Genomic DNA, 24,920 nt, shown 5'->3' on the forward strand with positions numbered 1-24,920 from the left:
CTCAGGCGCGGCGCGCGGCCCAGACGGAACGCTTGGTGCGGACCGCCAGGTCGTCGCGGCGCAGCAGGCTGTGCGGGCCGTCGACGTCGAGCAGCCGGTCGAGTGCGGCGAGGTCCTCGCGGTCGAGCTCGGCCGCGACCGCGCCCCGAACACGTTGCAGCGCATGGAGGGCGTACCGGCCGACCACCGGGTTGCCCGCGCCCTCGACGTTCACGTCGACGTGGAGCTCGCCCTCCACCACGAACCCGGCGGCGGCGAGCATCGGCCCCCAGTCCGCGCCGCGGTGGGGGAGGTGCCGGGCGTGGAGCCGGTCGCCCGCGGCGTGGACGCGGTCTTCCAGCCCGGGCCGGTCGGCGGGTGCGGTCGTGGGCAGGAAGCGGGGCAGGCCCGCCATTTCGACCACGACGAACAGGCCGCCGGGCGCGAGCAGGTCGTGGACGGCGCGCAGGGCGCGGCCGGGATCAGCCAGGTGGTGCACGGAGCCCGAGGCCCACACGAGGTCCGGGGTGCCGAGGTCGGGCCAGGTGGCCTCGTCGAGGTCGGCGAGCACCGTGCGCACGTGCCCGTCCACCCCGCGGGCGCACGCCTTTTCGCTGAGCCGCCGCAAGTGGCCGGGCGAGGTATCCACCGCCGTGACGTGGGCTTCGGGGAACTGGTCGAGAAGGGCGAACGTGCCCGCTCCGGTGCCCGCGGCGAGGTCGACGATCTGACGCGGGCTGCCGTGCAGGGGCAGCCACCTGATGATGCCGGTGGTGTGCTCGGCGAGGGCTTCGGCGTCCAGTTCGAGGATCTCCGCCTGCGCGCTGTCCGCGTCGTGGTGGTCGTGACCGTGGTGATCGTGGCTCTGGTGCTGGGCATGCGCGCGTGTCATGCTGCCACGATAAGAGCGTTTTGCTCTGCTGCTCGGTCCTTTGCCGATTGCGCAAGGAAGTGGGCTCCCGCGATGCCCCGGGCGCAAAATGCCGCGGATGCCGGTCGTGCCCTCATGAGCCGTTGTCGTCGGCCTCGTTTTCGCGATGCCCGCGGCGGGCGTCGCGGTCGTAGATGAACATGACCTCGCACGGGCGGCCGTGAGCGCCGATGGCGTGCGGTGTCATGGTCGGGAACTCGGCGGCGCGGTTGGTGTCGACGCGGAAGGTCCGGTCTCCCAGCAACAACGTGGCGGTGCCGGACAGCACGACGAACCATTCCCGGCCGGGGTGGGCGCGCATCTTGGCCGGGTTGTCCGGCGGCGGGTCGGTGAACCGCCTGCGCATCACGGTCATGCCGGGGTCGCCCTTCATCGGCCAGCTCAGCCCGTGCGCGCCGTGGTGGTTGACCGGGCTGATGACCACGTCGTCCACGGCGTTCTCGACCAGCTGGTCGAGGGTGGTGTCCAAGGCGCGGGCCAGTGCGACGAGCTGGTCCAGTGCCAGGCGGCGCTGGCCGTTCTCGATGCGGCTCAGCGAGGACTGTCCCAGGTGGACTCGCGCGGCCAGTTCCTCCAGCGACAGGCCTTGGGCGACCCGCAGTGCCCGGATCCGTTTGCGCACGAGGCTGTCCAGCGAATCTTCTTCTTGCTTCATAGGCAAGATGATATGCCAGTGCGGCAAATCGTGCTTACCCTCGCGGCGTCGTGCACTCCCATGCCTGCCGAGAGGAACCCATGAGCACCAACCAGCCCGCACCGGGGGCTGCCACACCGGACGCGCGCCGGCTGCGCACCATCCTCATCTCCGTGTCCACCTCGTTGATGGCGGTCGTCGCCTCGGTCTCGGGCCTCGGCGTCGCGCAGACCCACCTGGCCGTCGAGTTCGGAGCGTCGCTGGGCACGGTCCTGTGGATCATCAACATCTACACCCTGGCCCTGGCCGCGCTGCTGCTGCCGTTCGGCGCGATCGGCGACCGCGTGGGCCGCAAGCCCGTGCTGACCGCCGGGCTCTTGTTGTTCGGCGTCGCGAACGTGGTGGCGGCACTGGCTCCGACCGCGGAGGTAATGATCGCCGCCCGCGTGGTAAGCGGCGCCGGCGCCGCGATGATCATGCCGATCACGCTGGCCGTCATCACCTCCACCTTCCCCGAGGAACGCCGCGGCAAGGCCATCGGCGTGTGGACGGCCGTCGCGGGCGGCGGCGGCGTCCTCGGCATGTTCCTGTCCGCGCTGCTGGTCGACGTCGCCGACTGGCGCTGGCTGTTCGCGCTCCCGGTCGCGCTGATCGCCGTGGCGCTCGTGACGACCGTGAAGTCGGTGCCCAACTCGCGCGAGCGCTCGCCGCACCCCTTCGACACCGTCGGCGCGCTGCTGTCCGCCGTCGCCGTCGTCGGCTTCATCTTCGTGCTGCAAGAAGGACCCGTGCGCGGCTGGACCGCCCCCGAGACGGTGGTCGGCCTCGCGGCCGGCATCGTCGCCGGCATCGGCTTCGTGGCCTGGGAACTGCGCCGCCGCGACGCTTCGCTGCTGGACGTGCGGATGTTCGCCGAACGCGGCCTGATGGGCGGTTCGCTCACGTTGCTCGTGGTCTTCGGTGTCCAGGCGGGCATCGGCGTGGTGCTGTTCCCGTTCTTCCAGGCCGTGCTCGGGTGGTCCGGACTGGTGTCGACGGCGGCGCTGATGCCCATGGCGATGTCGATGATGCTGGCGTCCGGCCTCGCGGCCCGGCTGGCCGAGCGCGTCGGCTCCCGCGCGACGATGACCACCGGCGTCGCGCTGGCCGGCGTGGGACTGGTGTCCATGGGCCTGTTCGTCTCGGTGGCGGGCGGCTACCTGACGATCCTGCCGGGGCTGGTCGCCATGGGGATCGGCATGGGACTGGCGATGACGCCGTCCACCGAGGCCATCACCGGCTCGTTGCCGCGGGACAAGCAGGGTGTCGCCTCCGCCCTCAACGACATCACCCGCGAGTTCGGCACCGCGCTGGGGGTCGCGCTGCTGGGCGCGCTGCTGTCCGCCGGCTACCGTGGCTCGATCGACGGCATGCTGTCCGGGGTGCCCCGGGAGGCGGCGGACGTCGCCAGGGAGGGCGTCGCCAACGCGATCGAGGTCTCGCGCAGCGCCGGCTCGCACGCGGCGCAGATCGTCCACGCCGCCCGGGAGTCCTTTGTGGCCGGATGGCAGCACGCGATGTGGGCGGGCGCGGGCGTCATGGCGGTGCTGGCGGTCTATGTCGCCGTGCGGGGCCCGAAGAACCGGAGCCGCCCCGCGGCCGACACCACCGCGTCGAGCCGGGCTGGATCACCCCTGTGACAGCGGCTTCCGCCGTGGCCCGCTGCCTGCGGGTCGCGGTGGGGGCTCGGACCGCCGGTCGCTACCGGTCGGCGATCCGCCACTCGCCGCCGTCGTGTTCGAACCGGGCGGGCGAGCGTGCCCCGGTTCCACGACGGCTGGCTGCGCACCGGGGACATCGGCACGATCTCTCCCGACGGATTTCTCACGCTCGTGGGCCGGTCCAAGGACGTCATCAAGTCCGGTGGGGAATGGATCTCCTCGGTCGACCTGGAGAACGCCGTCATGGGCACCCGGCCGTCGGCGAGGTGACACCCGAAGAGCTGCGCGGTTTCCTGGCGGTCCGGTTCGCCAGGTGGCAGCTGCCCGAGCACTGGGTTTCCCTCGACGAGGTGCCGAAGACCGGTGTCGGCAAGTTCGACAAGAAGCGCCTGCGGGCCCTGCGCTGACCCGCGATCCAGCGTCGCCAAGACTGTCCTTTCCGGAGCGGGGATGGTCATTCGCCGACGCGCATTGCCGTGACGGCGGGCGGGCGGAGGGCGAACCGGGTCGGCACCGCGATGGCGCCCCACCCGACGACGGCAGCGGCGGCGATGATCCCGCCGTAGGCCAGCGGGGGGCACGGTGGGCAGCGCCGTCCCGGTCAGGCTCAGGCTGATGCCGACCAGCGGTGGCAGCGCGGCGAGCGACCCGAGCACGATCGCGGCCACGACGACGACGGCCGCCTCGCCCCGCGTCATCGCCCGGACCTCGCGGGGTTTCGCCCCGGCCAGCCGTAGCAACGCGAACTCGCGCACCCGGGCCGCGGTGGCCAGGACGAGGACGTTCACCACCGCGATCGCGATGAACGCGATCAGCACGAGGTTGAGCACGAGGTTCACCGTGGATTCCGCGCTCGCGGCGTCGTCCCGCGCCGCCAGGAACGCCTGCCGGTCGGCCACGCGCACCTCCGGGTACGCCGGGAGCGCCGCGGCCGCCGTCCCCGCGACCAGGATTTCGTCGTCCAGCCCGGTCGTGGTGTGCCCGGCAACGGCGGCGTGTGGCAGCGTCAGGTCGCCGAAGCCCAGGCCGTTGCCGTAGATCGCGACGACGCGGGCGCTGTGCGGGGTGCCGTCGCCGAGGCGCATGGTGACCGTCCCGCCCAGGTCCACCCCGAACGTGCCGGCCGCGTTCTCGCTGACCGCGACGGCGTCACCGGTGAGGCCGGCCAGGTCGCCCCGGCGGACGTCGAGGTCCAGTACCCGGTCGAGGCCATCCGGCGTGACGCCCTGTGCGGCGTAGGCCTCGGTCGTGGGCTCGCCGAACATCGTGGAGGTCACCAGGACCTGCGTCCGCACCACGGACACCGCCGCGGTCACGCCCGGCGCCCGCCGGACCGCGTCGGCCACGGCGGGGGAGATGCCGCCGTCGGCCACGAGCACCTGGTCGGCGAGCAGACCGGTCTCGGCCTGCCGCTGCGTCGCCGCGGCGGTCGTCGTCAGCGTGAAGATCTGGACCGCGGCCAGCGCCACCCCCATGATCAGCGGTGTGGTCGCCGCGCCGAACCGGCGGGCCCGGGCCCGGGTGCCGGCCTCGGCGAGGAACCCGGACGCCGTCCGGCTGAGCCCGAGCCTGCCCAGCACCGACGCGGTCGCGGCGAGCAGCCGCGGCCCGAGCAGCGCCACGGCGGTGACCAGCAACAGCGCCGATCCGGCCGCGCCCGCCGTGCCCGCGGCGCCGCCCATCGCCAGCGGGAACCCGATCCCGGCGACGGTCCCCGCGATCGCGAGCACCCAGCCCGTCAGCAGCCGGCCACGGCCGAGCCGCGGCGGTTCCAGGGCGGCCTCGCCGAGCGCGCCGACCGGGCTGATCCGCGCCGCGCGGCGGGCGGTGATCAGGCCGGCCGCGACCGCGGCCAGCACGGACCCCGCGACCGCGGCGAGCACGGGCAGCGGGCCGATCACGAACCCGAACCCCGCGGGGATCGAGCCGAGGCGGACGAACACCCCGTGCAGCAGCGGGCTCAGGCCGGCGCCGGGGAGCGCGCCGAGCACCGCCGCCACCGTCGCCACCAGCCCGGTCTCGATGCCGATCAGCCGGTAGATGTGCTTCGGCCCGGCCGCGACGGCCCGCAGGAGGGCGAACTCGCGACGGCGCTGCTGGTTGGCCAGGCCGACGGTGCTGGCCACGACCAGCAGGATGACCACCAGCATCGTGCCGCCGAACGAGCCCGCGACCAGCGTCAGGAACGACCGCGCGGCACCGTCGCCGGGGAACTCGGCGCCGGCCCGGTCGTCGCCGGTGGCCGTCGCGGCCCCGGGAACGGCCCGGCCGATCCGCTCGGCGAGACCGGCCGCGTCGACGCCGGGTCCCGCCAGGACGGCGACGGCGTCCACCGCGTCCGGGTGGCCGGCGACCTCGCGGGCGCGCTCGTCGGTGAGGTACGCCGACTGTTGCCCCGGGGCGACGGCGCCGACCACGCGGTAGGGGGAAGCGACCCCGCCCACCGCCAGGTCGACCACGTCCCCGGGATGCGCCCCGGCGAGCACCACTTCGTCGGCACGCCGCGGCTCCCGGCCTTCGATGAGCGCGACAGCGCCGAGCCTCGTCGAGGACCACCCGTGCACGACGACCGGGCCCGAACCGCGCACCACGGCCGTCGCGCTCACGTCGGGCACGACCGCGGCGACCCCGGGCACCCGGCTGATGTCGGCGGCCCGCGCGACGGGCAGCGGGGCGCGTTCGGGGAACCACTGGTCGACGTCGCCGGGCACGGACACCGACTGCGCCGCGGTGACGACCACCGCGGCGGCGGCGTAGCGCTGTGGCGGAAGCCCGCCCCGCAGCCCGGATTCGAGCAGGACACCGCTCGCGGTGATCAGGGCGGACCCGGCGAACACCGCGACGAATGCCGCGGCGAACGCCGATGTGCGGGCCCGGATCGTCCGCTGGGCCAGGAAGAACACGCTCATCACTCCCCGAAGTGGGTCATCCGGTCGGCGATGCGGTCCGGCGACGCGCCGGTCAGCTCGCCGGCGATCCGGCCGTCGGTCAGGAACACCACCGTGTCCGCGTAGGAGGCCGCGACCGGGTCGTGCGTCACCATCAGCGCCGTCTGGCCCCAGCGGTCCACCGCCTGCCGCAGCGTGCCGAGCACCTGTCGTGCGGTCCGGGTGTCCAGTGCGCCCGTCGGCTCGTCCAGCAGCACCACCTCGGGCCGGGTGACCAGCGCGCGGGCGATCGCGACGCGCTGCTGCTGCCCGCCGGACAGCTTGCTCGGGCGGCGGTCCAGCGGCACGTCGAGTTCGACCGACCGGACGACCTCGGCGAGGAACGCCGGGTCGAAGCGCTGGTTGCCCAGGCGCAGCGGGAGCACGATGTTCTGCTCGACCGTCAGCGTGTCCAGCAGGTTGTAGGACTGGAACACGAACCCGATCCGCTCGCGCCGCAACGCGGTCAGCTCGGACTCGCGGCGTCCGGTCAGCTCGACGTCGCCGAGCGTGATGCGGCCCGAGGTCGGCCGGTCGAGCCCGGCGGCGCAGTGCAGGAACGTGCTCTTGCCCGAGCCGGACGGGCCCATGATCGCGGTGAAGCTCCCGCGCCGCAGTCCGAGCGTGACGCCGTCGAGCGCGTGGACCGTGGCAGCCCCCTTGCCGTAGGTCTTGACCACCGATTCCATCCGCACCGCGTACTCCAGGCCGTTCGCGACTGTCATCGCTGTCGTCCTTCCCCTGTTGTCCGGTGCCTCCGACGCTAGGAGCGGGACGGGCGCGGCACACTGGCCTGAGCACCCGGACCGGGGGTGTAGCCAGGTACACCCCGCCGGGGGTTTCAGTAGAGTCGCGGCAGGACCGGGGGAGCGGCGATGAGGACAGCGATCAAGCGCAGCGCCGGCGCCACGGCGGTGCTCGCGTCCGGGCTGCAAACGGCGCTGCCCGCGCTGGCCGGCGTGCTCGTCCTGCCGGTGCTGGTGCTGCTGTTGCCGTTCGCGCCGGCCGTGCTGAAGCCGGTGCGCGTCCTGACCGGGCTGGAGCGCGAGCGCGCCGGGCGGCACCTCGGGTTCCCGCTGCCGGAGGAGGTCCATGCCGAGAGCGGCGGCCGGTTGCGCGCGGTGCGGGACCCGGCGACCTGGCGCGCTCTACTGTGGATGGTGGTGCACGGGTTCGCCGGCACGTTCCTCGGTCTGCTCGGCATCGCACTGTGGCCGGCGATCGTGACGAGCGCGACCATCCCGCTGTACTGGTGGCTGTTCCCGCCGGACACCTTCACCGGGCTGTTCGTCGACATCCGGACGTGGCCGGAGGCGCTCACCCTGCCGCTGCTGCAGGCCGCGCTCTACGCCGCCGCGGTGGTGTGGCTGGTGCCCCTGATCGCGCGCGGCCAGCTGCTGCTCGCGCGGTCGCTGCTCGGGCCGGACGAGGTGGAGCTGCTGGCACGGCAGGTCCAGCGGCTCACCGAGACGCGGGCCGAAGCGCTGGAATCGCACGGCGCCGAGCTCCGCCGCATCGAGCGCGACCTGCACGACGGGATCCAGGCGCAGCTGGTCGCGGTCTCGGTGCGGCTCGGGCTCGCCGCGCGCGCCCTCGCTGCCGAGCCGAACACCCCCGCGGCCGCGCTGGTGCGGGACGCCCAGCAGGGCATCGAGGAGTCACTGGGCAACCTGCGCAGCATCATCCGCGGCATCTACCCGCCGATCCTCGCCGACCGCGGCCTCGCCGGCGCCGTGCACGCGCTGGCGGGCAGCCAGCGCATCCCGGTGACCGTCCGCGTCCCCGGCGACCTGCCGCGGCCACCGGCGGCGGTCGAGGCGGCGGCGTACTTCGTCGTCGCCGAGTCGCTGACCAACGTCACCAAGCACAGCACGGCCCAGCACGCCGAGGTCGTCCTCGACGGCGACGGGCGGAGCCTGCGCGTGACGGTGCGCGACGACGGCCAGGGCGGCGCCGACGCCGGCGCCGGGAGCGGGCTGTCCGGCATCCGGCGCCGGGTCGCGGCGCTCGACGGAACCGCGCGGATCGACAGCCCGGTGAACGCGGGAACGACGATCGAGGTGCTGCTGCCATGCGGATAGTGCTCGCCGAGGACAACGCCCTCCTGCGCGAGGGGATCTCGCTGCTGGTCAAGAGCGCGGGCCACGAGATCGTCGGTGTCGCGGCCAGTGGTCCGGAGATCCTGCCGGTCCTGCTGGAACACCGCCCGGACATCGCGGTGCTCGACGTCCGGCTGCCGCCGGGTTTCCGCGACGAGGGGTTGCGCGCGGCGATCGAGGCTCGCGAGCACCTGCCCGGGCTGCCGGTGCTGGTGCTGTCCCAGTACGTCGAGCAGGCCTACGCGAAGGAGCTGCTGGAGACGGGCGCGGCCGGCACCGGCTACCTGCTGAAGGACCGGGTCGGGCGGGTCGAGGAGTTCCTGGACGCGCTCGAACGCGTCGCGGCCGGGGGCACCGCGCTGGACCCCGAGGTCGTGACGCAGCTGATGAACAAACGCGACCCGCTGCAGAGCCTCACCGCGCGGGAGCGGCAGGTGCTGCACCTCATGGCGCAAGGTCTGGACAACGGGACGATCGCCGGCGAGCTGGTGGTCACCGAGCGCGCGGTGACCAAGCACATCGGCAACATCTTCCGCAAGCTGGGCCTGCCGACGAGCGACAGCGGACACCGCCGGGTGCTGGCGGTGCTGGCGTACGTCAACGCCTGAGCGCACCAGCGGTCGTGCGGCTCACGACAGCAAGCGGTCGAGGCAGAAGTCCAGCCCGGCTTCGTCGCGGTACTGCTTGACGATGAGGTCGCGCCACGCCTCCCACGCCGCGCGCGACGACCGGGAAAACTGCTGCTGATCCCGTGACCGCCGGCTCCCGGTGAGCCACGTCACTTGCTTCGAATTCGAAGCGGGAGTACCGTCGCTTCCAGTTGCTTCGAAGTCGAAGCAAGACGATCGAAAGGGGAGAACCCCGATGAAGGCAGTGCGTTTCCACGAGTACGGCGACCCCGGCGTCCTGCGTTACGAGGACGTGGACCTGCCGGTTCCCGCGGCCGGGCAGGTCCGGGTCCGGGTGGCGGCGACGTCGTTCAACTCGGTCGACGGCAACATCCGCGGTGGCTTCATGCAGGGGCCCATCCCGGTGCGGCTGCCGCACACACCCGGCCTCGACGTCGCGGGCACGGTCGACGCGCTGGGCGAAGGCGTCGACGGCCTCGCAGTCGGCGATCAGGTGATCGGTTTCCTGCCGATGGACGAGCCGGGCGCGGCCGCGGAGTACGCGCTCGCCCCGGCCGGGGTCCTGACGCCGGCGCCGAAGAGCGTCCCGCTGGCTGACGCCGCGGCGCTGCCGGTGGTGGGGCTGACCGCCCGGCAGGCGCTGTTCGACCACGGCGAGCTGGTGGCCGGGCAGCGCGTGCTGATCAACGGCGCCGGGGGAGCGGTCGGCGGTTACGCCGTGCAGCTGGCCAAAGGCGCCGGGGCGCATGTCGTCGCGATCGCCGGCGGGCGCAGCAGCGCGGCGGCCAAGGCTGCCGGTGCGGACGAGGTCATCGACCACACCACCACGAGCGTGACCGACGCGGTGACCGAGCCGGTGGACGTCGTGCTGAACCTCGCCCCGGTCGACCCGGCCGCACTCGCCGCGCTGGTCACCCTGGTGCGGCCGGGAGGAGTCCTGGTCAACACGACCGTGTGGATGCCCGCGCCGGGCGACGAGGAACGCGGCGTGCGCGGCATCGACCTCTTCGTCCGCAGCGACGCGGAACAACTGGCGTCGCTGGTGACGCTGATCGACCGCGGCGACCTGCGCGTCGACGTCGCGGAGCGGGTGCCCCTGGCCGAGCTGCCTGCACTGCACGCGCGAGCCGCCGAGGGCGCGGTGCGCGGCAAGGTCGTCGTCCTACCTCCCGCCGCCTGACGCCCTCCCAGTCCCGATCACCACGCGAGCGGACGACGGCACTACGCCGCCTTGTCCGAGCCCGGATCCTTCCGGGGCTCGCCTATCCCACGCGCAGTTCGTCGCCGCCGACGGTCACGACGTCGCCACGCTGCAGCTGCCGTCCCCGGCGCTCCTCGACCTCGCCGTTGACCTGGACCTGCCCGTCCTCCAGGAGCGAACGGGCGTCGGACCCGGACTCGACCACGTTGGCGAGCTTGAGGAACTGACCGAGCCGGATGGACCCATCACTGGTGGCGATCTCGCGCATACCACCATTGTCCCGCACGCCCGCCGGCCCAGCTCGGTGCACCGTGCATCCTCACGCTCACAACGATGCTGTCGTGGCTGGAGACCATCGAGGCGCCGGTACAGGTGCGTCTCGTCGTAGCTCCAGCCGTGCAGCATCATCAGCAGCGGCCGTGACTCGCGTGCACGCTCCACTTCGGACCACAGCACCGCTTCGCGGTCCATTCCCGGCTCATTCCGCGGCGAACTCGGACAGCGGATCGGTGTGCGCGGGCGCCCAGCCCAGCTCACGCTGCGCCTTGGCCGAGGTGAGCTGCTGGTCGAGGGCGAACGCGTCGGCGATCGGGCCCATCCGCTCGCGGGCCTCGTCCAGGGACAGGGAGACGGTCTTCCCGTCGAGCCCGGCGCCGCGAGCGCAGGCCTCGGCGACCTCTTTGGCCGTCGGGTTGACGCCGCCCACGCCGAGGTACACCGAGCCCGCCGGAGCCGGCAACGCCGCCACGTACAGCCGGGCGAGGTCGTCGAGGTGGATCAGGGCCCAGTGGTTGCCGCCGTCGCCGATGTAGGGGATCGCGCCGCTTTCCTTCCCCGGCTGGACGAAGAAGATGTCGATCAGGCGGTTGTCGCCCCCGTAGAGCAGGCCGGGCTGGACGATGACCGGCCGTCCGCCGTCGGCGGCCCGGGCCAGCACCGCGTTCTCGACGGCCTGCCGCCAGGCCACGATGGCCGGTGGGTTCCACGGTGCGGTTTCGTCCTGGACCCCGTCGGTGTCGCCGTAGACCCAGCTGCCGCCGGTGTGCACGTAGGTGCCGCCCCCGACGCCGTCCTGCATCGCGGTGGCCGCCGCCAGGTCCTCCTCGCCGCTGGTGGCCTGAGCGAGGTGGATCACCGCTTCCGCCCGCGCCGCTGCCTGGTTGAGCACGTCGAGGTCGGTCAGGCCACCGCGGACCGCGCTCGCCCCGGCGGCGACCACGGCCGCCTCGGCACGCTCGCTGCGCGCGAGCGCCTCGACGGTGTGCCCTTGCCGAACCAGCTCGCCGATCGTCGCGCGGCCGATGTAGCCCGAGCCGCCCGTGAGGAAGATCTTCATCACTGTCCCATCACTCGTGTTCCGTTCCTCCTCCACGGTGACCCGGGCACCCGGGGTGCGTCCAAGACCCGTTCCGCGCGCTGTGATGCCGTGACGGCATCACAGACCTGCGATGATGGGCGGGAGCGGGAGGTGCCTCAGCGTGGACTTCGACTTGCGGAAGCTGCGATATTTCGTCGCGGTGGCCGAGGAGCTGCACTTCGGGCGGGCCGCCGCGCGGCTGCACATCGCCCAGCCGGCGTTGTCGCGCCAGATCCGCGCCCTCGAAGACGAGCTGAAGACGCCGCTGTTCGTCCGCGACCGCCGGAGCACGGTCCTCACCGCGGCGGGTGAACAGCTTCTGGCCGATGCCCGAGGCCTGCTGGCGACGGCCGAAGCCGTGCACCGCAGGGTCTCGGCCGCGGCCGAGGCGAAACCGGTGCTCACCGTCGGGTTCATGCCGGGCATCGTGGTCACCCCCGCGGTGCAGGTACTGGCCCGACGGCGGCCGGACGTCAGCGTCCGGCTGCTGCGCACCAGCTGGCACGATCAGGTGGAGGTCGTCCACAACGGCCGCGTGGACGTCAGCATCGTCAGACTGCCGATCGACCAGCGCGGGCTGACCGTGCGGCCGCTGTTCACCGAACCCCGCGTCGTGATGGTGCCCGCCGGGCACCGGCTGGCCGGCAAGGAGTCCGTGTCGGTCACCGAACTCGCCGACGAGCACCTGTTGCAGGACCCCGACGCCGTCCCGGAGTGGCGGGACATCGCCCTCGAACTGCGCAAGCCGGACCGCCCCGAAGTGCCCCGCATCAACAGTGTCGAAGAGAAACTGGAACTCGTCGCCGCCGGAGCGGGGATCAGCGTCATCCCGTTGTCGACGGCGACGTTCTACACCCGCCCGGACGTCATCGGCATCCCGGTCGAGGACATCGGGCCGAACCAGGTGTGCCTGGCTTGGCTCGCGACGCGCCGGTCGCCGCTGATCGACGCTTTCCTCGCCGCCGCGGCAAGCCTGGTGCCCTAGTCTCGGCAAGCACTCCGGTCGGCTTCCGGGGGCGAACAGGGGGCAGGGTCGGCCCGAAGTAAGCCGGAGAAGACGCGATCGGCCCAGCACGAGGTCTCCCAAGTGAGGGGCCATTCGTGTCACGTCAAGCGAAGTGCCCCCGGTGAGATTCGAACTCACACTGGACGGGTTTTGAAGGGAGACGGAGATGAGCTGTTGAGCTGCTTTAATGTGGTTGTCGCAGGGGATTCGGGGGTCCCGAGGGGGCGCTGCCCGGTCCACGCCGATCTCAACAGGTTGGAAGTACCTCCCCGCCACGCCAGCGAAAACGCCCCGGTGACCTGCCTCGCAGGTCACCGGGGCGTTTGTCATTTGTGCACCCTTCCCTACCTTGTGACCTTGACGATGCGTGAGACACTCGGCTGGGAGGGCCTGAAGTCGTCGCCACTGATCGTGGTCACTTCGGTGACCGTGTAAGAGCCGCGCAGGCGATCGAGGTTGGCGGACTGGCCGACCGCTAGAACCGCTGTCCTGAACGAGAGGCTGGGCAGGGTGTCGATCAGTGACTCCGTCACGATGTTGGGCAGGTTGCCGATCAGGACGTCGAACGGCAGCTCGTGGACAAGGCGCAAGGCGTCACCCTGGATCACCTGGGCATGCGGCACCGCTTCGCGCAGAATCTCGATCAGTCGATCGTCGAGTTCTACCAGCGTGAGGCTCTTGCACGACGGCAGATTTCTGGCGACGGTTCCCGCGCCCGCGCCGACCTCCACGACCCGGTCATCGGGCTGAATGTCTGCCGCACTCAAAAGCAGTGACAGCTTCTCGGGCGAGACCAGGAAATACTGCTCGAATTCAGGGTCGGCGAGCGATCTTAGCTTCTCGTCGTTCACCGGACCTCCCATCATATGTCAGTTGTTTCGAGCGCGATGCTTAACTGCGCAATGCTGGTCGCGATACTATCAGGAACTTTAGTACGAGTGGCAACCTTGGCAATCGTATTGCGCAGAATTACAGCGGTTCGAGTGGATGCCACCTGTTTGACCAGGGGGATAATCGACTTGATCGTCTGCTCAACGTCTACCCACGATCCCAATTCGACCTGCGCTTGGAGCAGGTAAGCCCGGTGCAAGTACTGACTTCGAGTTTCGCTCGGTGCGGTCGCTTCCACTGAGTGTTCAAACTCGGCGATGGCGAGACCCGACTGCTGGAGGTCGCGTTTGGCCATCGCCTCGTGCCAAGCGAGTTCGCGTTCATCAATCCACCAAGCCCACGGCGGGTCAGAATCAGCAACTCCGTCGAGATAGAGCGACTTGATCTCGCCGAAAAGCGATATCGCCGACTCGTCGCCCGCTTGAGCCAGCGCGCGAGCTTTTCGAGTCAAGAAGAGTGCGCGAAGTCGTGGTGTCAGCGCCTCTCGGCCTTCCAATACTGATCGCGCTAGCTGGAGAGCCTCGCCAGGTCTTCCCATTGCGCCCGCGTGCATGCTTGCGTTCTGAATGGTCAAAAGTTCGATGCTCCGGTCACCGGCGAGGCGCGTGTAGTACAGAGACTCATGGTTCATTTCGCGCACGCGCTGGTGCTTCTCAGCGTCATATGCGAGCCAACCGACTACCTCGGCGAGTTCACCTGCGGCGGCGTTGAAATCACGCTCAAGGCGCTGTTCGTACCGACCGCTCCCGATCAGCTCGTGTAGCGACTGGAAGAACCGGTAAGACATCCGTACTAGGTCATCACCGCCGAATCGGTTATCCAGGGAGACGAGGTTCTGAATGTAGCCGCGCACGGAGAGGAGGTATTCGTCATCCCCGAATTCCCGCTGTTCGGGAGGTACGCCCGAACCTGCCGGGGCCGCGGGAGGTTCCTTCATTGTGTCGGCGAGGCCCAGCGCGGCTGCTGGCAGGCCGAAGACCTCGCACAGCTCCTCACGCCAGTCGGTCGGCTGGACTCTGCCGGATTCCCAGGCCGTGTACTGCCGCTTCACGCTGGCCAGCTTTGGTGGCATCTTGTTCCGGCGCCGCCGCGCCTCGACGAGCTTCCTGTGAACCTCGCCCTGCGACATGCCGGCCGCGCGCCGCGCACGACGAAGCTTCGTCTCATCCCCCTGGTTTGCCACGAACCCTCCCGCTCGCGTTTGCCCAGGTTAATCGCTGGTGAGTCGATCGACCCACCAGCGACTCACCAGGGACTCATCTCCTCAAGACCGCCGATTCCGACGAATCTTGAGTCATGACCACGAACACAGGACCACCTCACCGAGGTAGCCGCTCCAACGCTTCCGCCACCCGGCGATCAAGGGCGTTGAGCCGGGATCGCACTTCCCGGATGCCGACTTGGAGCGCGCCGAGCGTTTCGCGAGCATCAGCGACCGGATCGCTCGATTCGTCGCCACTGATGGCGGGATCGAGGACCAAGGCGCCACTCTTCGGCCTGACGAGGAGCAGCCCCTCCGTGGCGAGGATCTTCAGCGCCTCGCCGACCGTGTTGGGTGCGGCGCCCAGGTCAGCCGCAAGGGCTCGTTGCGAGGGCAGTTTGTCGCCGGGCCTGTAACGGCCACGTGTGATCTCTCGGCGCAGCTGAGCTGCGATTTCGGTCCGATCAAGCGCCATGGGACCCCTTCCTCTGCTGTGTCGAGTCTAGCTCTGCCTCAAGGCAGGTGTTGACAAGTTCCACCAGGGATGCCTACTGTCTTGAGTCAGACGACTGCCGCAAGGCAGATGGCATCGAGAGAACGGCGCGGGACCTGGAGAAAGTTCCGTCAGCCGAGCGAGTCGAGTCCAGCAACACAGAACGGACTCTCGGCCCGTGGCGGTCCAATCCCGCCCGGCGCCAGCAGTGCACAGGGAACCTCACCTAAGTGGGCCACCAGCGAGAGCCAAGGGGCAGTGAGGGACCTACTAAATAGCCCGCGAACCAACGTCGTGAGACGTCGCGTGCGGGTAGCGCCGCTGCCTCGTGTGACAAGGCAGCAGGAGCCACCCGGCTAGGCAGCCGGAACCTGCGGCAGGCCGTTCGTGCCTGGAGACGGTTCCACCAGGGTTCGATTCCCTCGGGTGGCGCCCTTTGTGGTGTTTGCCAGTGACCCTCACTAACTCCCGGAAAGCGCGCACCTCCCGCGTCTGCCCGAATCAGGGCCGCCGCGTCGGTGCGCTTCGGGAGCGAGGGGGCGCCGGGGCGCCACAAATGACGGTCCCTCGTATTTCGGCGAAAGGAAGTTTCTATGAAGCAGAGCGTGATGGAAGGCCCGGCGCTGGTGGCTTTCCGGTTGTCCGAGGAACAGGCGGCCGGGCGGTATCTGGCCGCGCGGCGGGAGATGCTGCGGCTGCGGTCGCAGGTGACGGCCATTGGCCGGCTGGTGAGCCAGCACCCGCGACGGCTGGATTACCGAGCTTCCCTGAAGGCGGCCGCGACCGCTCACGGTGCCGCCGTCCAGCGTGCCGAGCTGGCCTACCAGCGCTGGCAGCAGGCGCAGCTGCGGTCGGACTCCTACTGGACCGACACCGCGGGCCGCGCCGCGTAACCCCGAACGGCCGCCAAGTGCGGCTACCACACACCGCCAGGCCGGGCGAGCAAGCCCGGTGTGCCTGGTCATCACGACAACGAGGAGAGCAATGGAGTTCGCACGGATCACCAGCGCCGCAGCCCGCGAGGCCCTGTTCCCGCTGGTGGACGACGACATCATGGCGACGACGGTCGCCGAGGACGCCGCAGCCGAGGCCGCCGAGATCGATGCCCTGATCGAACAGGCGCTCGGTCCGGACTTCGCGGAGATCGATGCCCTGATCGACGAGGCTGAGCGGGAGTTCGAGGCCGCCGAGCAGGTCGAGACATTCCGCGTCTCCCGGGAGCTGACGGACCAGGTGCGGGCGCGCCGCACCGCCCGCCGCGCCACGCGGGAGGCGCTGCGCTCGGCCCTGACGCTCGGCAGCCTGCAAAGCGCGGGCAAGACCGCCACGCTGCGCGCCCTGCTCAGCGCGGGCGAGGAGGCGGCGTGATGATCCGTTACAGCAGCATCGAGGAGTTCTACGAGCGGCTCGCCGAGGCGCACGACCAGCAGGTGCAGGACGGACCAGAGCACCCGGTGACGAGCCAGGGCGCGCAGGCGCGGGCGGACCACTTCCGTGAGATCGCCGCCCGTGCTCGTCGCTCGCGTGAGGGAGGCCGCCAGTGAACCGGCGCCGTTCGGTTCGCGAGTTGGCACTGTTCGGGGCGTTGCAGGCGGTGTTCTCCGATGTGCACCCCTACTGCGACCAGATCCTCCAGTCCAGCGAGGACGCCACCAAGAAGGGCCTGTCGGGGCGGGAGGGCGCGAAGCACTGCGCCCGCCACGTCGCCACCTACACCGCCGGTCAGACGGTCGCCTCGGTCGCGGTGACCTCCGTGCTGGGCTACCGGCTGCCGCTGCGCGCGCTGGCCGCGGGTACGGCGGTCAACGCGGTCACGCACTACGTGATCGACCGGCGCGAGCCGTTCAAGCGGTTCCTGCGCAGCAAGTTCGTGGGCAAGGGCGGCTACCTGGCTCACGCCACCGTCCAGCGCCGCGAGGGCGTGGTCGACGAGGGCGGCCCCGGCACGGCGCTGATGGAGATGGACCAGGCCGCCCACCGGCTCATCGGCGTGGCCGCCTCACTGCTGACCACCTACCTCGCCACCCGCAACCACCACTGACCAGGAGAAACCTCATGCGACTGAAGAAGAACCGCAAGGCCAGCGACGACGTCGTGCAGCTCACCGCGCTGAGCCGGACCGGCGTCTGCGCCGGGTGCGGCAAGCGAGTCGGGCCGCGCTCCAACTGCTGCGGTAAGCCCGCCTGCTCCCGCCGCATCGCTTCCCAGCTCTGACCCACCGTCGTCCCGAAAGGACATCTGATCGCGATGGAATTTCACTTGCAGGTCGGCCACATCAGCGGTCCGGTGGTCGTCAACGGCCGGGTCTACTACTCCCGCAACGGCGTTTCGGTCAACGGCAGGACCGTCAGCGACGCTGCCACCGGCCGCCGGTTGGCCGGCCGCCCGATCCCGCACCCCGAACGCGGCTCCAGCGTCACCTACCGCGGCAACGAGGTGTTCATCAACGGCGTCCGCATCGACCCCGAGGAGGGCTGATGCGCACCCGCACCGTCCGGACCGCGCGGCCGCCGCAGCCGATCACCGACGCGGAGTACCTGGAGCTGTGCGAGTGCCGCTGCCCGCGCCTGCCGGGGACGCACATCGCCGGTCACTGCGGCAGCGCCCAGACACCGCCGCCGACGTCCGGGGAGGCCGCTCGATGACCCGACTCCTGATCACCGACCCCGGCGCGGCGCATCCCGCCAAGAACGCCGCCGCGCCGGGTCTCCCCACCCAGCCACAACCTGGCCAGAACGGAGAGACACCCATGGTCGCACAGGCCATCTACCACCAGGCCGCACGACGGACCGGCTACCGCTACGAGCTGGTGATCGCGCCGGTCGAGATCATCGCCCGCCGCCACCACGAGGGCCAGTCGGTCACGCAGATCACCCGCTACATGCAGTCCCAGCTTGGCCCGGACCACCAGGCCGCGGCACGCAACTTCGTGGAGTGGGTCATCGCTGCCACCGGGGGTGAGCGCCGGTGAGCACCGAACTCGTGTTCCGCTGCCTGGCCTGCGAGCTGGCCCGCGACGTGCGGGACATGCCCTGCGAGCGGTGCGGCGCAGCCCCGGACCTGCACGTGGTCGAGGGTGATGAGCTGGACACCTACGACCCGTTCGCCCTCAACCGGCTGGTCTCGGCGGCTGCCGCCGCGCGGGTGGCGCATGCCCTGGAGGTGCTGGCCGAGAGCCACCGCCGCCGCGCGCGGCTGTGGGCGCGTCTGGAGCAGGACCACGACGCCCCGCGGGCGCGGTGGCACCGCGCGGAGGCCGCGTCGCTGGAGCGGCTGCGGGCCGTCGAGCTGGTCGGCGCCGAGCTGGAGGAGGTCGCGTGAGCGCCCGGATCGCGGTCGGCACCACCCCGGCCCAGCTCAAGACGCTGTGCATTCGCCGCTACGAGGCCACCACCGGCCAGCGGTGGCGGGAGGCCACCGACGCGGCCAAGCGGAAGTGGCTGGCCAAGACCGAGCCGGTGATCCGCGCCGAGGAAGGCATCGCCGCCGACGCGGTGTGGCGGGACGGGGCGTGGCAGCCCGCCGGCCAAACCGACCTGTTCTCCCTGACCAACACCGACACGGAGGTGTCGACATGAGCAAGACCAAGTTCGCGCTGCCCAAGTCCAGCAAGCTGCGCAAGGCGTTCTGGCTCGCCGTTGCCGCGGTCGCCGTGGTGTGGATGGTGCGCAACCCCTACCAGGTCCGCGACGGGCTCGACCAGCTCGTGCACGCGGTGTCCGTGGTGTTCTCCGGCTGGGGAGGCGGTCAGTGATGGCCTCCAACCGTCCTCGGTGGACCGTACGGCGCCGCTGGTATCTGCTCTGGTCGCTACTGTCGATCGCCGGTTTCGTCACCGCGTTCGTACTGATCTCGCTCGGCGCACCTGACCTCGTGATCGGCACGGTGGTGGCGGTGATGCTGGTGGCGGCCGAAGGCATCCGCCGCGCCGCTCCCGACGCTCCGGTGCGGAAGCGGGGTGGTCGGTGATGTCGATGTTCGAGGTGCTGCGCACCTTCGGCACGAAGGCGTTGTTGAAGTTCGCCGGGGCGGTGGGGTTGTTCCTGCTGCTGCACCTGATCCGGATCGTGCCGGTGCTGATCGCGAAGGTGATCGAGGTGTGCATGCGGCGGCTGGACGCCTTCATCGTCGCGCAGGCCAGCCGGGCGCCTACCGGGCCGGTCAACCAGTTCTTCCATCCCACCCACGTTCCTCGGGAGGAGGCCGTCAATGTCCACGCCTGAGCACACTTCGCGCATCGGCCACAGCGGACAGAGCACTGGGTCGCCCGTGCCGCGCCGCTCCGGGTCGGTGGTGGTGTCCAGCGCTACCGCGACCCGCACCACCCGCGCGGTGACGTGGGCGGGCTGGCATCTGGGCGAGCTGGCCGGTGTGTTCGTCCCGATCGGACTGGGCGCGGTGTGGTGGGAGGGCTTCTACGCCGTTTCGGTGCTGGCCGCGCTCGGCTGGGCCGTCCATGAGGTGCGTGCCCGTACCGGCCGCCGCAGTCCGTCCACGAAGGACAGGACTGGTTCGAAGTGAGCGCGCGCATCGCAGAGGTGGCCATGGCGTGGACGGTCGTGGTCACCATCCCGACCGGGGAGACGGTCGCGGCGGGGAACTGGCCGGACTTGATCGAGGCCCGCACCTGGGCACGCGACATGAACCGGTCGCGGCTGGTCCGGGTGCGGGCGGTGGTGCCGCTGGTGTCGGCCAGCGGCTTGACCGATGAGCTGGAGAGAGGTGTGTGGGGATGAGCTGGGCCGAGGAGCGGCGGGAGAACAAGCGCGCCGAGGCGCTGATCCGGCGTGAGGACGCCGCTGCGGCGGCGCAGGTGCGGATTGCGGAGCGGCAGGCGAGCGCGCGGATCAAGCGGGAGGATGAGCAGGCCCGGCAGGACGCCAAGCGGCAGGCCGCCGCGGCGCGGCGGGAGCGCCGCGCCGCGGCCTGGCGCGGTCTGCGGTCCTGGCTGGGCGAGCGGATCGTGGAGCTGCTGATTTACCCGATCGCGCTGCTGTCCTTCGCACTGGCGGCCCCGTCGATGGCCGCCTACGGCACCACCGTCTACGGCTCCGCCCTGGGGGCGCTGCTGCCCGGGATCACCGAGCTGGGGATGTGGGCGTTCGCGATCGCGGTGGTGATCGAGCGGCGGCGGCACCCGGCGAAGTCGGTGTGGGGGCTGGTGGCCGGGGTACTGGTGTTCGGCGCGGTCGCGTTCGGCATCAACTTCACTCACGGCCTGACCGTCGCCTGGGACCACGGCGTGGTCATGGGCACCGCCTCGATCGCCGGAGTGGTGGCCCACCAGCTCACGCTGGCCGCGCCGCCGCGATCCCGGCAGGAGCGGCGGGAGGCCCGGATCGAGCGCGCCGCCGCCCGCAAGATCGCCCGCATCCGCAAGGCCGCGGTCCGGCAGGCGGTCGCCGAGATCGACCAGACCGGCTCGGCACGCTTGATCTACGCGCCGGGGCGCTACGTGCTGGCGGGGCGGGCACGTCTGGAGTCGGCGATCGTGCCCGGCCTGCCCCCGGCGGAGTCGACCGACTGGGACCGCGAGCTGGCCGATCTGCTGGCCCAGCAGAACGCGGCCACCGCCACCGGCTCGGGTCGGGAGATCGAGCCGGACCGCACGGCGGGGGACTCGATCGAGGGCGGCTCGATCGCGACCCTCGACCGTCCCGGTGACCAGCAAAAATCGAGCAATCGTCGGCCGAAGATCGGGGGGCGTCCGGGGCGCTCGATCGAGCAGTTGCGCGCCGAGCTGGACCGGGTGCTCAAGGCCCGTCCGGGCTCGATCGACCCGACCAAGGCCGAGCAGATCCGCAAGGCGCTGCGCTGCTCGCCCAAGTCCGCGCGGGAGCTGCGGGATGACTACCTGAAGGGAGGCGAGAGCCGATGACCACCAACCAGGAGCCGGAGGCCGATCTGGCACGGGTGCACTACCTGCCCACCCGCCGCGCCGAGGGCAGCCCGGTCGAGGCGGATACGGAGGTGATCGAGGGCGAGATCGTGACCGACGCCGAGTACCGCGCCCGGCAGCGGCAGTTGGCGATCGAGCGTTACCGCGGCTACCGCAACGACATCGTCACCGTCGGCCGCGGCACCCGCACGATGGTGCGCTGGACGGTGCAGAAGGGCCGGGAGTGCGCGGACAGCCCGATCGGGAAGTTCGCGCGCCGGCACGTCACCTACTTCGCCAAGGGGGTGGAGGCCGAACGGCAGCGCAAGAAGGCCGAACACGGCCAGGCCGACGCCCGCGCAGCTCGCGCCCGCGCCCTGGACCAGGGCGATCTGGAGCTGGCGGCGCGGCTCAACGAGCAGATCCAGCAGGCCCGACACACCCGCGTCGACACCCTCACCAAGTGGGTCGAGCTGCACTGGTCGGCGGGCAAGAAGGCGGCATTGGCGCTGGTCATCGCCCTGGGCGTGGCGCTCGTGGCCGGGGTGATCAACGGGTTCGGCCACTGGCTGGGCCCGTGGAACGCCAGCGACGTCCTGCACACCCTCGGCGCGATCGTCACCACCACCGGCACCATCGTGGGCTGGAGCGTGGCGCACTGGTGGGCGTTCCTGCTGGCCGGGCTGGGCGTGTGGGGCAGCCGCCGCTGGAAGGACGGGCAGAAGCTCGGCGAGCAGGTGCTGCCCGCGCACCTGCGCCAGACGGGCAAGCGCGTGGCCTACGTCGAGCTGACGGAGAACGCGCTGGTCGCGGCGCTGGCGAACATCGGCGTCGCGCGCCTGTCGGCCGCGATCAAGGAGGGCTGGCCCAACCGGGACACCGATCACGCGTGGGTGCGCCCGCCGATGATGGCCGAGGGCGGCAAGGCCTACACCGCCAAGCTGCGCCTGCCGATGGGCGCCGGGGTCAAGGACGTGGCCAGGGCCAAGGATCTGCTGGCCCACAACCTGGGCTGCCGCCCGCAGGAGCTGTTCGTCGACCCGGACGAGGACGACCCGACCGTGATGGACCTCTACCGGCTGGAGCCGGGGGTGCTGCGCGAGCCGGTCGACCCGTATCCGCTGCTCACCGAGGGGACGACGGACTTCTTCTCCGGGTTCCCGGTCGGCATGAGCCCGCGCGGCACGGTCGTGGAGACCACCGTGTGGGAGCGCAACTTCGTGTTCGCCGGGCGCATGGGATCGGGCAAATCCACCATGATCAAGGCCCTGCTGGCCGGGGCCGCGCTGGACCCGCTGGTCGACATCGACGTGTTCGTCTTCGCCGACAACTTCGACTTCGACCCGCTGGCCCCGGTCCTGTCGACCTTCCTCAAGGGCGACAGCGAGGCCAACGTGCAGGCCTGCCTGGAGCACATCAAGGGCTTGCAGGCCGATCTCGCGGTGCGCGGGCAGCTGCTGGTCAAGCACGGCATCACCGAGGTCAACCGGGAGGTCGCGGCGAAGGAGCCCGGCCTGCGCCCCCGGATCGTGGTGATCGAGGAGTGCCAGGCGTTCTTCCGGCAGGACGACCCGCAGGAGCGCAAGCAACTGGTCAACCTGCTGGTGCGGTTTTACTCGGCGGCCCGCAAGTACGGGATCGTGCTGGTCTTCGCCACCCCGAACCCCTCGGACCAGTCGCTGCCCCGCGACCTGATGGCCGTGACCAGCAACAAGGCCTGCGGCGCCATCGACGACAAGGCCCGCAACAACATCGTGCTCGGCGAGAAGGCCCACGAAAACGGCATCTCCGCGCTCGGGTTGAAGGCCAAGACCAAGGACAAGCTCAACGACTGCGGGACCCTGATGACCAGCGGTTTCATGGACACCCCCGGGGTGGTGCGCTCGTTCTACCTCACCCCCGAGGATCTGGCCGGCATCGCCGCCCGCGGGGCGGAGCTGCGCGGCGGGGCCACCACCCCGGCGGCCCCCGCTCCCGAGGTCCGCGACCTGGTCGAGGACCTGACCACGGTCATGGTCGGCGACGACCCGGTCAACGCCGGGGACCTGGTCGGGGCCCTGCGCGGCCTGGCCCCCGGGTACAAGCCCTACCGGGAGCTGACCAAGCCCAAGCTGGTCGCCGCGCTGGCCGAACTGGGCATCAAGCCGCCCTCCACCGGCAACCTCTACCCGGTCGATCCGGTCACTGTCCGTCAACTTCACGCCGGGCGGGTCGCCCAGCTCGAACAGGGCGACCCGACCGCCTGAGTTACAGCCGCGGCAGGTCGCCGAGCCCCCGGTTTTCGGGGGCCCGGCGGCCGGATTCCCGGCCCCACCCAGGCCGTAACTTCGTAACTTTGCGCTGATCAAGCCGGGTTACGACCCCGATCCTCGGCCGAGTTACATCCGTAACTCCTGCGCCGGGTCGTAACTCGCTTCGTAACTCGCACCGCACCCCTGCGCGAAGCACTCGCCGCGCCCCCACGCGGCCCTCACGTGAACACGCACAGTCACATTCGACTGCGGCGTCGGGCTCGCGCTGGTGCACCACCTGCCTACCGGACTTCGGAAAGGACTCTCCGATGGGACGTCCCCGCTACGACACCGACGAGGCGCTCGCGCTGGGCGCACTGGCCGCCCACGAGGCCGGGCACGGCGTGATCGCCGTCGTGCAGGGCATCGAGGTCGCCCACTGCAAGATCAGCGCGACCCGCGGCTACACCCGCCACCGCGACGTCACCGCCAGCCACCCCGAGATCTCGCTGGCGATCCTGCTGGCCGGGCAGGAGGCCGAGGCGTACTGGCTGACCCGCTACGCCGGCTACTGGTTCGGCTCCGCCCTGCGCGCCGCCGCCGACGCCTCCGAACACGACCTGCGCGAGGTCCGCCGCCTCCGCAAACACACCGGCCTGTCCGAAGGCCGGATCCGCTCCCGCACCCGCTCGCTGGTGCGGCGGCACTGGGGCCGCATCGACCGCGCCGGGCACCGCCTCTACAGCCGCGGCCACCTCTCCGGCTCCGCGCTCTGACCCCGGCCCAGCATCCCTCGCGCTGCTGCCGGGCCGCGCGTGACGTGTCTCCGCGCGACCCGGCAGTCCCCAACATCACTCGCTCAGGAAGAGGTTCGATGCCCACCCGCACCTTGCCCGCAGCGCTGCTCGCCGTCGCGCTGCTCGCCACAACCGCCTGCGAGGTCCCCGGCAGCGACGCGACCGTCGCCGAGCCGCCCGCCGCGAGTGCCAGTCTGGCCGGGCTGCCGATCGCGCCAGAGGACACCGGCGCGCACTACGACCGTGACGACTGGCCGCACTGGTCCACCGTGCACGGCACCTGCAACGCCCGCGAACAGGCCCTGCTCGACCAAGGGCACGGCGTGCGCGCCGACGACGAGTGCCGCCCGATCGCCGGAACGTGGGTCAGCGCCTATGACGGCGTCACCGTCACCGACCCGGCGAAGCTGGACATCGACCACCTCGTGCCGCTCGCGGAGGTCGCCCGTTCCGGGCGCATCGAGAACGGTCGCCGCGTCGGCCCGCGGCAGTGGTCCCGCGCGGAGCGGGAGCGCTACGCCAACGACCCGGACGTCCTGGTCGTCGCGACCGCCCGCGCCAACCGGTCCAAAGGGGACTCCGACCCGGCGCACTGGCTCCCGGAGCGGGACCGGTGCAGCTACGCGCTCCGCTGGGTCGAGATCAAGACCCGCTACCGCCTCTCGATCGACCAAGCCGAACACGACGCTCTCGCCGCCGTCATGACCCACTGCCGGAACGGCGGTGACCGGTGATGGCCGGTCCGTACTGCCGCTACTGCGGCCACCGCTGCTTCGTCTACCGCGTCCTGCCGGACGGCTCCTGGGCCGGGCACATGGCCACCTGCCCGGAGGGTGCCGCCCACGACCGCGAAGTCACCGGCCACGACCACACCACCGCGACCAACCCCAACCGCACCAGTCGCTCCTGAGCGGCTGCCGGGCCGTCCGTACTCGTGTCCGGGCGGCCCGGCAGCCCCCAAGCCCG

The 24,920-nt window shown here is 71.1% G+C and carries 34 protein-coding genes and 2 pseudogenes; 26 read left to right on the forward strand and 10 right to left on the reverse strand.

Translation table 11 applies throughout. From position 1 onward, the window contains the following. Position 1: 1 nt before the first annotated feature. Entirely contained in the window at positions 2-871 is an 870-nt protein-coding gene (locus L2C96_RS08090; protein ID WP_237335726.1) for a class I SAM-dependent methyltransferase, read from the reverse strand. A 112-nt stretch (positions 872-983) separates the two neighbouring features. Then, positions 984-1,565, reverse strand: a complete 582-nt coding sequence (locus tag L2C96_RS08095; RefSeq protein WP_020418559.1) for a helix-turn-helix transcriptional regulator — start codon at positions 1,563-1,565, stop codon at positions 984-986. Positions 1,566-1,645: 80 nt separating this feature from the next. Here L2C96_RS08095 and L2C96_RS08100 point away from each other — a divergent pair, with 80 nt between their 5' ends. After that, positions 1,646-3,223 (forward strand): MFS transporter, encoded by a 1,578-nt coding sequence (locus tag L2C96_RS08100; RefSeq protein ID WP_237335727.1) that lies wholly within the window; start codon positions 1,646-1,648, stop codon positions 3,221-3,223. A gap of 123 nt (positions 3,224-3,346) precedes the next feature. Beyond that, positions 3,347-3,651: pseudogene (locus tag L2C96_RS08105) on the forward strand (fatty acid--CoA ligase); the annotation flags it as partial. Positions 3,652-3,936: 285 nt separating this feature from the next. Here the strand turns inward: L2C96_RS08105 and L2C96_RS45015 are convergent. Beyond that, positions 3,937-6,153 (reverse strand): annotated as a pseudogene (locus L2C96_RS45015) (ABC transporter permease); the annotation flags it as partial. After that, positions 6,153-6,896, reverse strand: a complete 744-nt coding sequence (locus tag L2C96_RS08115) for an ABC transporter ATP-binding protein (RefSeq protein WP_237335728.1) — start codon at positions 6,894-6,896, stop codon at positions 6,153-6,155. The gene L2C96_RS08115 and the pseudogene L2C96_RS45015, both read right to left, overlap by 1 nt. A gap of 150 nt (positions 6,897-7,046) precedes the next feature. Between L2C96_RS08115 and L2C96_RS08120 the strand changes: the two genes are divergently transcribed. After that, a complete protein-coding gene (locus L2C96_RS08120; protein ID WP_237335729.1) occupies positions 7,047-8,252 on the forward strand; it encodes a sensor histidine kinase in 1,206 nt (401 codons plus the stop codon). Then, positions 8,243-8,878: a response regulator transcription factor gene (locus L2C96_RS08125; RefSeq protein ID WP_237335730.1), complete on the forward strand. Its 636-nt coding sequence runs from the start codon at positions 8,243-8,245 to the stop codon at positions 8,876-8,878. The genes L2C96_RS08120 and L2C96_RS08125 overlap by 10 nt, the downstream gene beginning before the upstream one ends. Before the next feature lie 21 nt (positions 8,879-8,899). On the opposite strand, the gene L2C96_RS08130 is transcribed toward L2C96_RS08125, so the two are convergent. Further along, the gene (locus L2C96_RS08130) at positions 8,900-9,052 is read right to left on the reverse strand and encodes a hypothetical protein (protein ID WP_237335731.1); all 153 of its coding nucleotides are present in this window, start codon (positions 9,050-9,052) and stop codon (positions 8,900-8,902) included. 82 nt (positions 9,053-9,134) lie between these two features. Between L2C96_RS08130 and L2C96_RS08135 the strand changes: the two genes are divergently transcribed. Then, positions 9,135-10,079: an NADP-dependent oxidoreductase gene (locus tag L2C96_RS08135; RefSeq protein WP_237335732.1), complete on the forward strand. Its 945-nt coding sequence runs from the start codon at positions 9,135-9,137 to the stop codon at positions 10,077-10,079. Between the two features lie 82 nt (positions 10,080-10,161). Here the strand turns inward: L2C96_RS08135 and L2C96_RS08140 are convergent, their stop codons facing one another. After that, entirely contained in the window at positions 10,162-10,368 is a 207-nt protein-coding gene (locus tag L2C96_RS08140; protein ID WP_020418550.1) for an RNA-binding S4 domain-containing protein, read from the reverse strand. 210 nt (positions 10,369-10,578) lie between these two features. Further along, positions 10,579-11,436, reverse strand: a complete 858-nt coding sequence (locus L2C96_RS08145) for an NAD-dependent epimerase/dehydratase family protein (RefSeq protein ID WP_237335733.1) — start codon at positions 11,434-11,436, stop codon at positions 10,579-10,581. A 142-nt stretch (positions 11,437-11,578) separates the two neighbouring features. On the opposite strand from L2C96_RS08145, the gene L2C96_RS08150 reads away from it, so the two are divergent. Continuing rightward, positions 11,579-12,442, forward strand: coding sequence for a LysR family transcriptional regulator (locus tag L2C96_RS08150; protein WP_237335734.1), 864 nt, complete (start codon positions 11,579-11,581; stop codon positions 12,440-12,442). 365 nt (positions 12,443-12,807) lie between these two features. On the opposite strand, the gene L2C96_RS08155 is transcribed toward L2C96_RS08150, so the two are convergent. The 3 genes from L2C96_RS08155 to L2C96_RS08165 form a co-directional block, all read right to left on the reverse strand. Beyond that, positions 12,808-13,314: an rRNA adenine N-6-methyltransferase family protein gene (locus tag L2C96_RS08155; protein WP_237335735.1), complete on the reverse strand. Its 507-nt coding sequence runs from the start codon at positions 13,312-13,314 to the stop codon at positions 12,808-12,810. A gap of 11 nt (positions 13,315-13,325) precedes the next feature. Continuing rightward, entirely contained in the window at positions 13,326-14,537 is a 1,212-nt protein-coding gene (locus L2C96_RS08160; protein WP_237335736.1) for an NsdA family TPR-like regulatory protein, read from the reverse strand. A gap of 136 nt (positions 14,538-14,673) precedes the next feature. Next, positions 14,674-15,030 carry a winged helix-turn-helix domain-containing protein gene (locus L2C96_RS08165; RefSeq protein ID WP_237335737.1) on the reverse strand — a complete coding sequence of 119 codons (357 nt, stop codon included), beginning with the start codon at positions 15,028-15,030 and terminating at the stop codon, positions 14,674-14,676. 611 nt (positions 15,031-15,641) lie between these two features. On the opposite strand from L2C96_RS08165, the gene L2C96_RS08170 reads away from it, so the two are divergent. The 20 genes from L2C96_RS08170 (at position 15,642) to L2C96_RS08265 (ending at position 24,864) form a co-directional block, all read left to right on the forward strand. Further along, positions 15,642-15,941 carry a hypothetical protein gene (locus L2C96_RS08170; protein ID WP_237335738.1) on the forward strand — a complete coding sequence of 100 codons (300 nt, stop codon included), beginning with the start codon at positions 15,642-15,644 and terminating at the stop codon, positions 15,939-15,941. Between the two features lie 91 nt (positions 15,942-16,032). Beyond that, positions 16,033-16,416 carry a hypothetical protein gene (locus L2C96_RS08175; protein WP_237335739.1) on the forward strand — a complete coding sequence of 128 codons (384 nt, stop codon included), beginning with the start codon at positions 16,033-16,035 and terminating at the stop codon, positions 16,414-16,416. Further along, positions 16,413-16,592, forward strand: a complete 180-nt coding sequence (locus L2C96_RS08180; protein ID WP_237335740.1) for a hypothetical protein — start codon at positions 16,413-16,415, stop codon at positions 16,590-16,592. Before L2C96_RS08175 ends, L2C96_RS08180 begins: the two co-directional genes overlap by 4 nt. Positions 16,593-16,615: 23 nt before the next feature. After that, the gene (locus L2C96_RS08185) at positions 16,616-17,089 is read left to right on the forward strand and encodes a hypothetical protein (RefSeq protein WP_237335741.1); all 474 of its coding nucleotides are present in this window, start codon (positions 16,616-16,618) and stop codon (positions 17,087-17,089) included. A 14-nt stretch (positions 17,090-17,103) separates the two neighbouring features. Continuing rightward, a complete protein-coding gene (locus tag L2C96_RS08190) occupies positions 17,104-17,262 on the forward strand; it encodes a hypothetical protein (RefSeq protein WP_237335742.1) in 159 nt (52 codons plus the stop codon). Positions 17,263-17,295: 33 nt separating this feature from the next. Further along, a complete protein-coding gene (locus tag L2C96_RS08195; protein WP_237335743.1) occupies positions 17,296-17,526 on the forward strand; it encodes a hypothetical protein in 231 nt (76 codons plus the stop codon). After that, positions 17,526-17,693 (forward strand): hypothetical protein, encoded by a 168-nt coding sequence (locus L2C96_RS08200; protein ID WP_237335744.1) that lies wholly within the window; start codon positions 17,526-17,528, stop codon positions 17,691-17,693. The genes L2C96_RS08195 and L2C96_RS08200 overlap by 1 nt, the downstream gene beginning before the upstream one ends. Then, complete coding sequence (locus L2C96_RS08205; RefSeq protein WP_237335745.1) at positions 17,690-18,019, forward strand: hypothetical protein; 330 nt, start codon at positions 17,690-17,692, stop codon at positions 18,017-18,019. The genes L2C96_RS08200 and L2C96_RS08205 overlap by 4 nt, the downstream gene beginning before the upstream one ends. After that, a complete protein-coding gene (locus L2C96_RS08210; RefSeq protein WP_237335746.1) occupies positions 18,016-18,369 on the forward strand; it encodes a hypothetical protein in 354 nt (117 codons plus the stop codon). Before L2C96_RS08205 ends, L2C96_RS08210 begins: the two co-directional genes overlap by 4 nt. Then, the gene (locus L2C96_RS08215; protein ID WP_237335747.1) at positions 18,366-18,626 is read left to right on the forward strand and encodes a hypothetical protein; all 261 of its coding nucleotides are present in this window, start codon (positions 18,366-18,368) and stop codon (positions 18,624-18,626) included. Before L2C96_RS08210 ends, L2C96_RS08215 begins: the two co-directional genes overlap by 4 nt. Continuing rightward, positions 18,623-18,802 carry a hypothetical protein gene (locus L2C96_RS08220; protein ID WP_237335748.1) on the forward strand — a complete coding sequence of 60 codons (180 nt, stop codon included), beginning with the start codon at positions 18,623-18,625 and terminating at the stop codon, positions 18,800-18,802. The genes L2C96_RS08215 and L2C96_RS08220 overlap by 4 nt, the downstream gene beginning before the upstream one ends. Continuing rightward, positions 18,799-19,017 carry a hypothetical protein gene (locus tag L2C96_RS08225; RefSeq protein ID WP_237335749.1) on the forward strand — a complete coding sequence of 73 codons (219 nt, stop codon included), beginning with the start codon at positions 18,799-18,801 and terminating at the stop codon, positions 19,015-19,017. Before L2C96_RS08220 ends, L2C96_RS08225 begins: the two co-directional genes overlap by 4 nt. Further along, on the forward strand, positions 19,017-19,271 hold the full coding sequence (locus tag L2C96_RS08230; protein ID WP_020418532.1) for a hypothetical protein: 255 nt from the start codon (positions 19,017-19,019) through the stop codon (positions 19,269-19,271). Before L2C96_RS08225 ends, L2C96_RS08230 begins: the two co-directional genes overlap by 1 nt. Next, on the forward strand, positions 19,258-19,569 hold the full coding sequence (locus tag L2C96_RS08235) for a hypothetical protein (RefSeq protein ID WP_237335750.1): 312 nt from the start codon (positions 19,258-19,260) through the stop codon (positions 19,567-19,569). The genes L2C96_RS08230 and L2C96_RS08235 overlap by 14 nt, the downstream gene beginning before the upstream one ends. Continuing rightward, positions 19,566-19,784 carry a hypothetical protein gene (locus L2C96_RS08240; protein ID WP_237335751.1) on the forward strand — a complete coding sequence of 73 codons (219 nt, stop codon included), beginning with the start codon at positions 19,566-19,568 and terminating at the stop codon, positions 19,782-19,784. The genes L2C96_RS08235 and L2C96_RS08240 overlap by 4 nt, the downstream gene beginning before the upstream one ends. Then, the gene (locus L2C96_RS08245) at positions 19,781-20,926 is read left to right on the forward strand and encodes a hypothetical protein (RefSeq protein WP_237335752.1); all 1,146 of its coding nucleotides are present in this window, start codon (positions 19,781-19,783) and stop codon (positions 20,924-20,926) included. Before L2C96_RS08240 ends, L2C96_RS08245 begins: the two co-directional genes overlap by 4 nt. Further along, complete coding sequence (locus tag L2C96_RS08250) at positions 20,923-23,172, forward strand: putative type IV secretion/conjugal transfer ATPase (protein ID WP_237335753.1); 2,250 nt, start codon at positions 20,923-20,925, stop codon at positions 23,170-23,172. The genes L2C96_RS08245 and L2C96_RS08250 overlap by 4 nt, the downstream gene beginning before the upstream one ends. A gap of 314 nt (positions 23,173-23,486) precedes the next feature. Then, entirely contained in the window at positions 23,487-23,933 is a 447-nt protein-coding gene (locus L2C96_RS08255; protein ID WP_237335754.1) for a hypothetical protein, read from the forward strand. A gap of 98 nt (positions 23,934-24,031) precedes the next feature. Next, a complete protein-coding gene (locus L2C96_RS08260; RefSeq protein ID WP_237335755.1) occupies positions 24,032-24,688 on the forward strand; it encodes an HNH endonuclease family protein in 657 nt (218 codons plus the stop codon). Then, entirely contained in the window at positions 24,688-24,864 is a 177-nt protein-coding gene (locus L2C96_RS08265; protein WP_237335756.1) for a hypothetical protein, read from the forward strand. The genes L2C96_RS08260 and L2C96_RS08265 overlap by 1 nt, the downstream gene beginning before the upstream one ends. Positions 24,865-24,920: the final 56 nt, after the last annotated feature.

The sequence above is a fragment of the Amycolatopsis tucumanensis genome, assembly GCF_021654135.1.
In the GTDB taxonomy this organism is placed as follows: Bacteria; Actinomycetota; Actinomycetes; order Mycobacteriales; family Pseudonocardiaceae; genus Amycolatopsis_E; species Amycolatopsis_E tucumanensis.

What these genes read in the sequence shown, in the direction of transcription:
- L2C96_RS08090 (WP_237335726.1), bottom strand. Translation starts at nt 871, where the DNA reads ATGACACGCGCGCATGCCCAGCACCAGAGCCACGATCACCACGGTCAC.
- L2C96_RS08095 (WP_020418559.1), bottom strand. Translation starts at nt 1,565, where the DNA reads ATGAAGCAAGAAGAAGATTCGCTGGACAGCCTCGTGCGCAAACGGATC.
- L2C96_RS08100 (WP_237335727.1), top strand. Translation starts at nt 1,646, where the DNA reads ATGAGCACCAACCAGCCCGCACCGGGGGCTGCCACACCGGACGCGCGC.
- L2C96_RS08115 (WP_237335728.1), bottom strand. Translation starts at nt 6,896, where the DNA reads ATGACAGTCGCGAACGGCCTGGAGTACGCGGTGCGGATGGAATCGGTG.
- L2C96_RS08120 (WP_237335729.1), top strand. Translation starts at nt 7,047, where the DNA reads ATGAGGACAGCGATCAAGCGCAGCGCCGGCGCCACGGCGGTGCTCGCG.
- L2C96_RS08125 (WP_237335730.1), top strand. Translation starts at nt 8,243, where the DNA reads ATGCGGATAGTGCTCGCCGAGGACAACGCCCTCCTGCGCGAGGGGATC.
- L2C96_RS08135 (WP_237335732.1), top strand. Translation starts at nt 9,135, where the DNA reads ATGAAGGCAGTGCGTTTCCACGAGTACGGCGACCCCGGCGTCCTGCGT.
- L2C96_RS08140 (WP_020418550.1), bottom strand. Translation starts at nt 10,368, where the DNA reads ATGCGCGAGATCGCCACCAGTGATGGGTCCATCCGGCTCGGTCAGTTC.
- L2C96_RS08145 (WP_237335733.1), bottom strand. Translation starts at nt 11,436, where the DNA reads ATGAAGATCTTCCTCACGGGCGGCTCGGGCTACATCGGCCGCGCGACG.
- L2C96_RS08165 (WP_237335737.1), bottom strand. Translation starts at nt 15,030, where the DNA reads ATGGCGCTTGATCGGACCGAAATCGCAGCTCAGCTGCGCCGAGAGATC.
- L2C96_RS08170 (WP_237335738.1), top strand. Translation starts at nt 15,642, where the DNA reads ATGAAGCAGAGCGTGATGGAAGGCCCGGCGCTGGTGGCTTTCCGGTTG.
- L2C96_RS08175 (WP_237335739.1), top strand. Translation starts at nt 16,033, where the DNA reads ATGGAGTTCGCACGGATCACCAGCGCCGCAGCCCGCGAGGCCCTGTTC.
- L2C96_RS08190 (WP_237335742.1), top strand. Translation starts at nt 17,104, where the DNA reads ATGCGACTGAAGAAGAACCGCAAGGCCAGCGACGACGTCGTGCAGCTC.
- L2C96_RS08195 (WP_237335743.1), top strand. Translation starts at nt 17,296, where the DNA reads ATGGAATTTCACTTGCAGGTCGGCCACATCAGCGGTCCGGTGGTCGTC.
- L2C96_RS08200 (WP_237335744.1), top strand. Translation starts at nt 17,526, where the DNA reads ATGCGCACCCGCACCGTCCGGACCGCGCGGCCGCCGCAGCCGATCACC.
- L2C96_RS08205 (WP_237335745.1), top strand. Translation starts at nt 17,690, where the DNA reads ATGACCCGACTCCTGATCACCGACCCCGGCGCGGCGCATCCCGCCAAG.
- L2C96_RS08220 (WP_237335748.1), top strand. Translation starts at nt 18,623, where the DNA reads ATGAGCAAGACCAAGTTCGCGCTGCCCAAGTCCAGCAAGCTGCGCAAG.
- L2C96_RS08230 (WP_020418532.1), top strand. Translation starts at nt 19,017, where the DNA reads ATGTCGATGTTCGAGGTGCTGCGCACCTTCGGCACGAAGGCGTTGTTG.
- L2C96_RS08235 (WP_237335750.1), top strand. Translation starts at nt 19,258, where the DNA reads ATGTCCACGCCTGAGCACACTTCGCGCATCGGCCACAGCGGACAGAGC.
- L2C96_RS08245 (WP_237335752.1), top strand. Translation starts at nt 19,781, where the DNA reads ATGAGCTGGGCCGAGGAGCGGCGGGAGAACAAGCGCGCCGAGGCGCTG.
- L2C96_RS08250 (WP_237335753.1), top strand. Translation starts at nt 20,923, where the DNA reads ATGACCACCAACCAGGAGCCGGAGGCCGATCTGGCACGGGTGCACTAC.
- L2C96_RS08255 (WP_237335754.1), top strand. Translation starts at nt 23,487, where the DNA reads ATGGGACGTCCCCGCTACGACACCGACGAGGCGCTCGCGCTGGGCGCA.
- L2C96_RS08260 (WP_237335755.1), top strand. Translation starts at nt 24,032, where the DNA reads ATGCCCACCCGCACCTTGCCCGCAGCGCTGCTCGCCGTCGCGCTGCTC.
- L2C96_RS08265 (WP_237335756.1), top strand. Translation starts at nt 24,688, where the DNA reads ATGGCCGGTCCGTACTGCCGCTACTGCGGCCACCGCTGCTTCGTCTAC.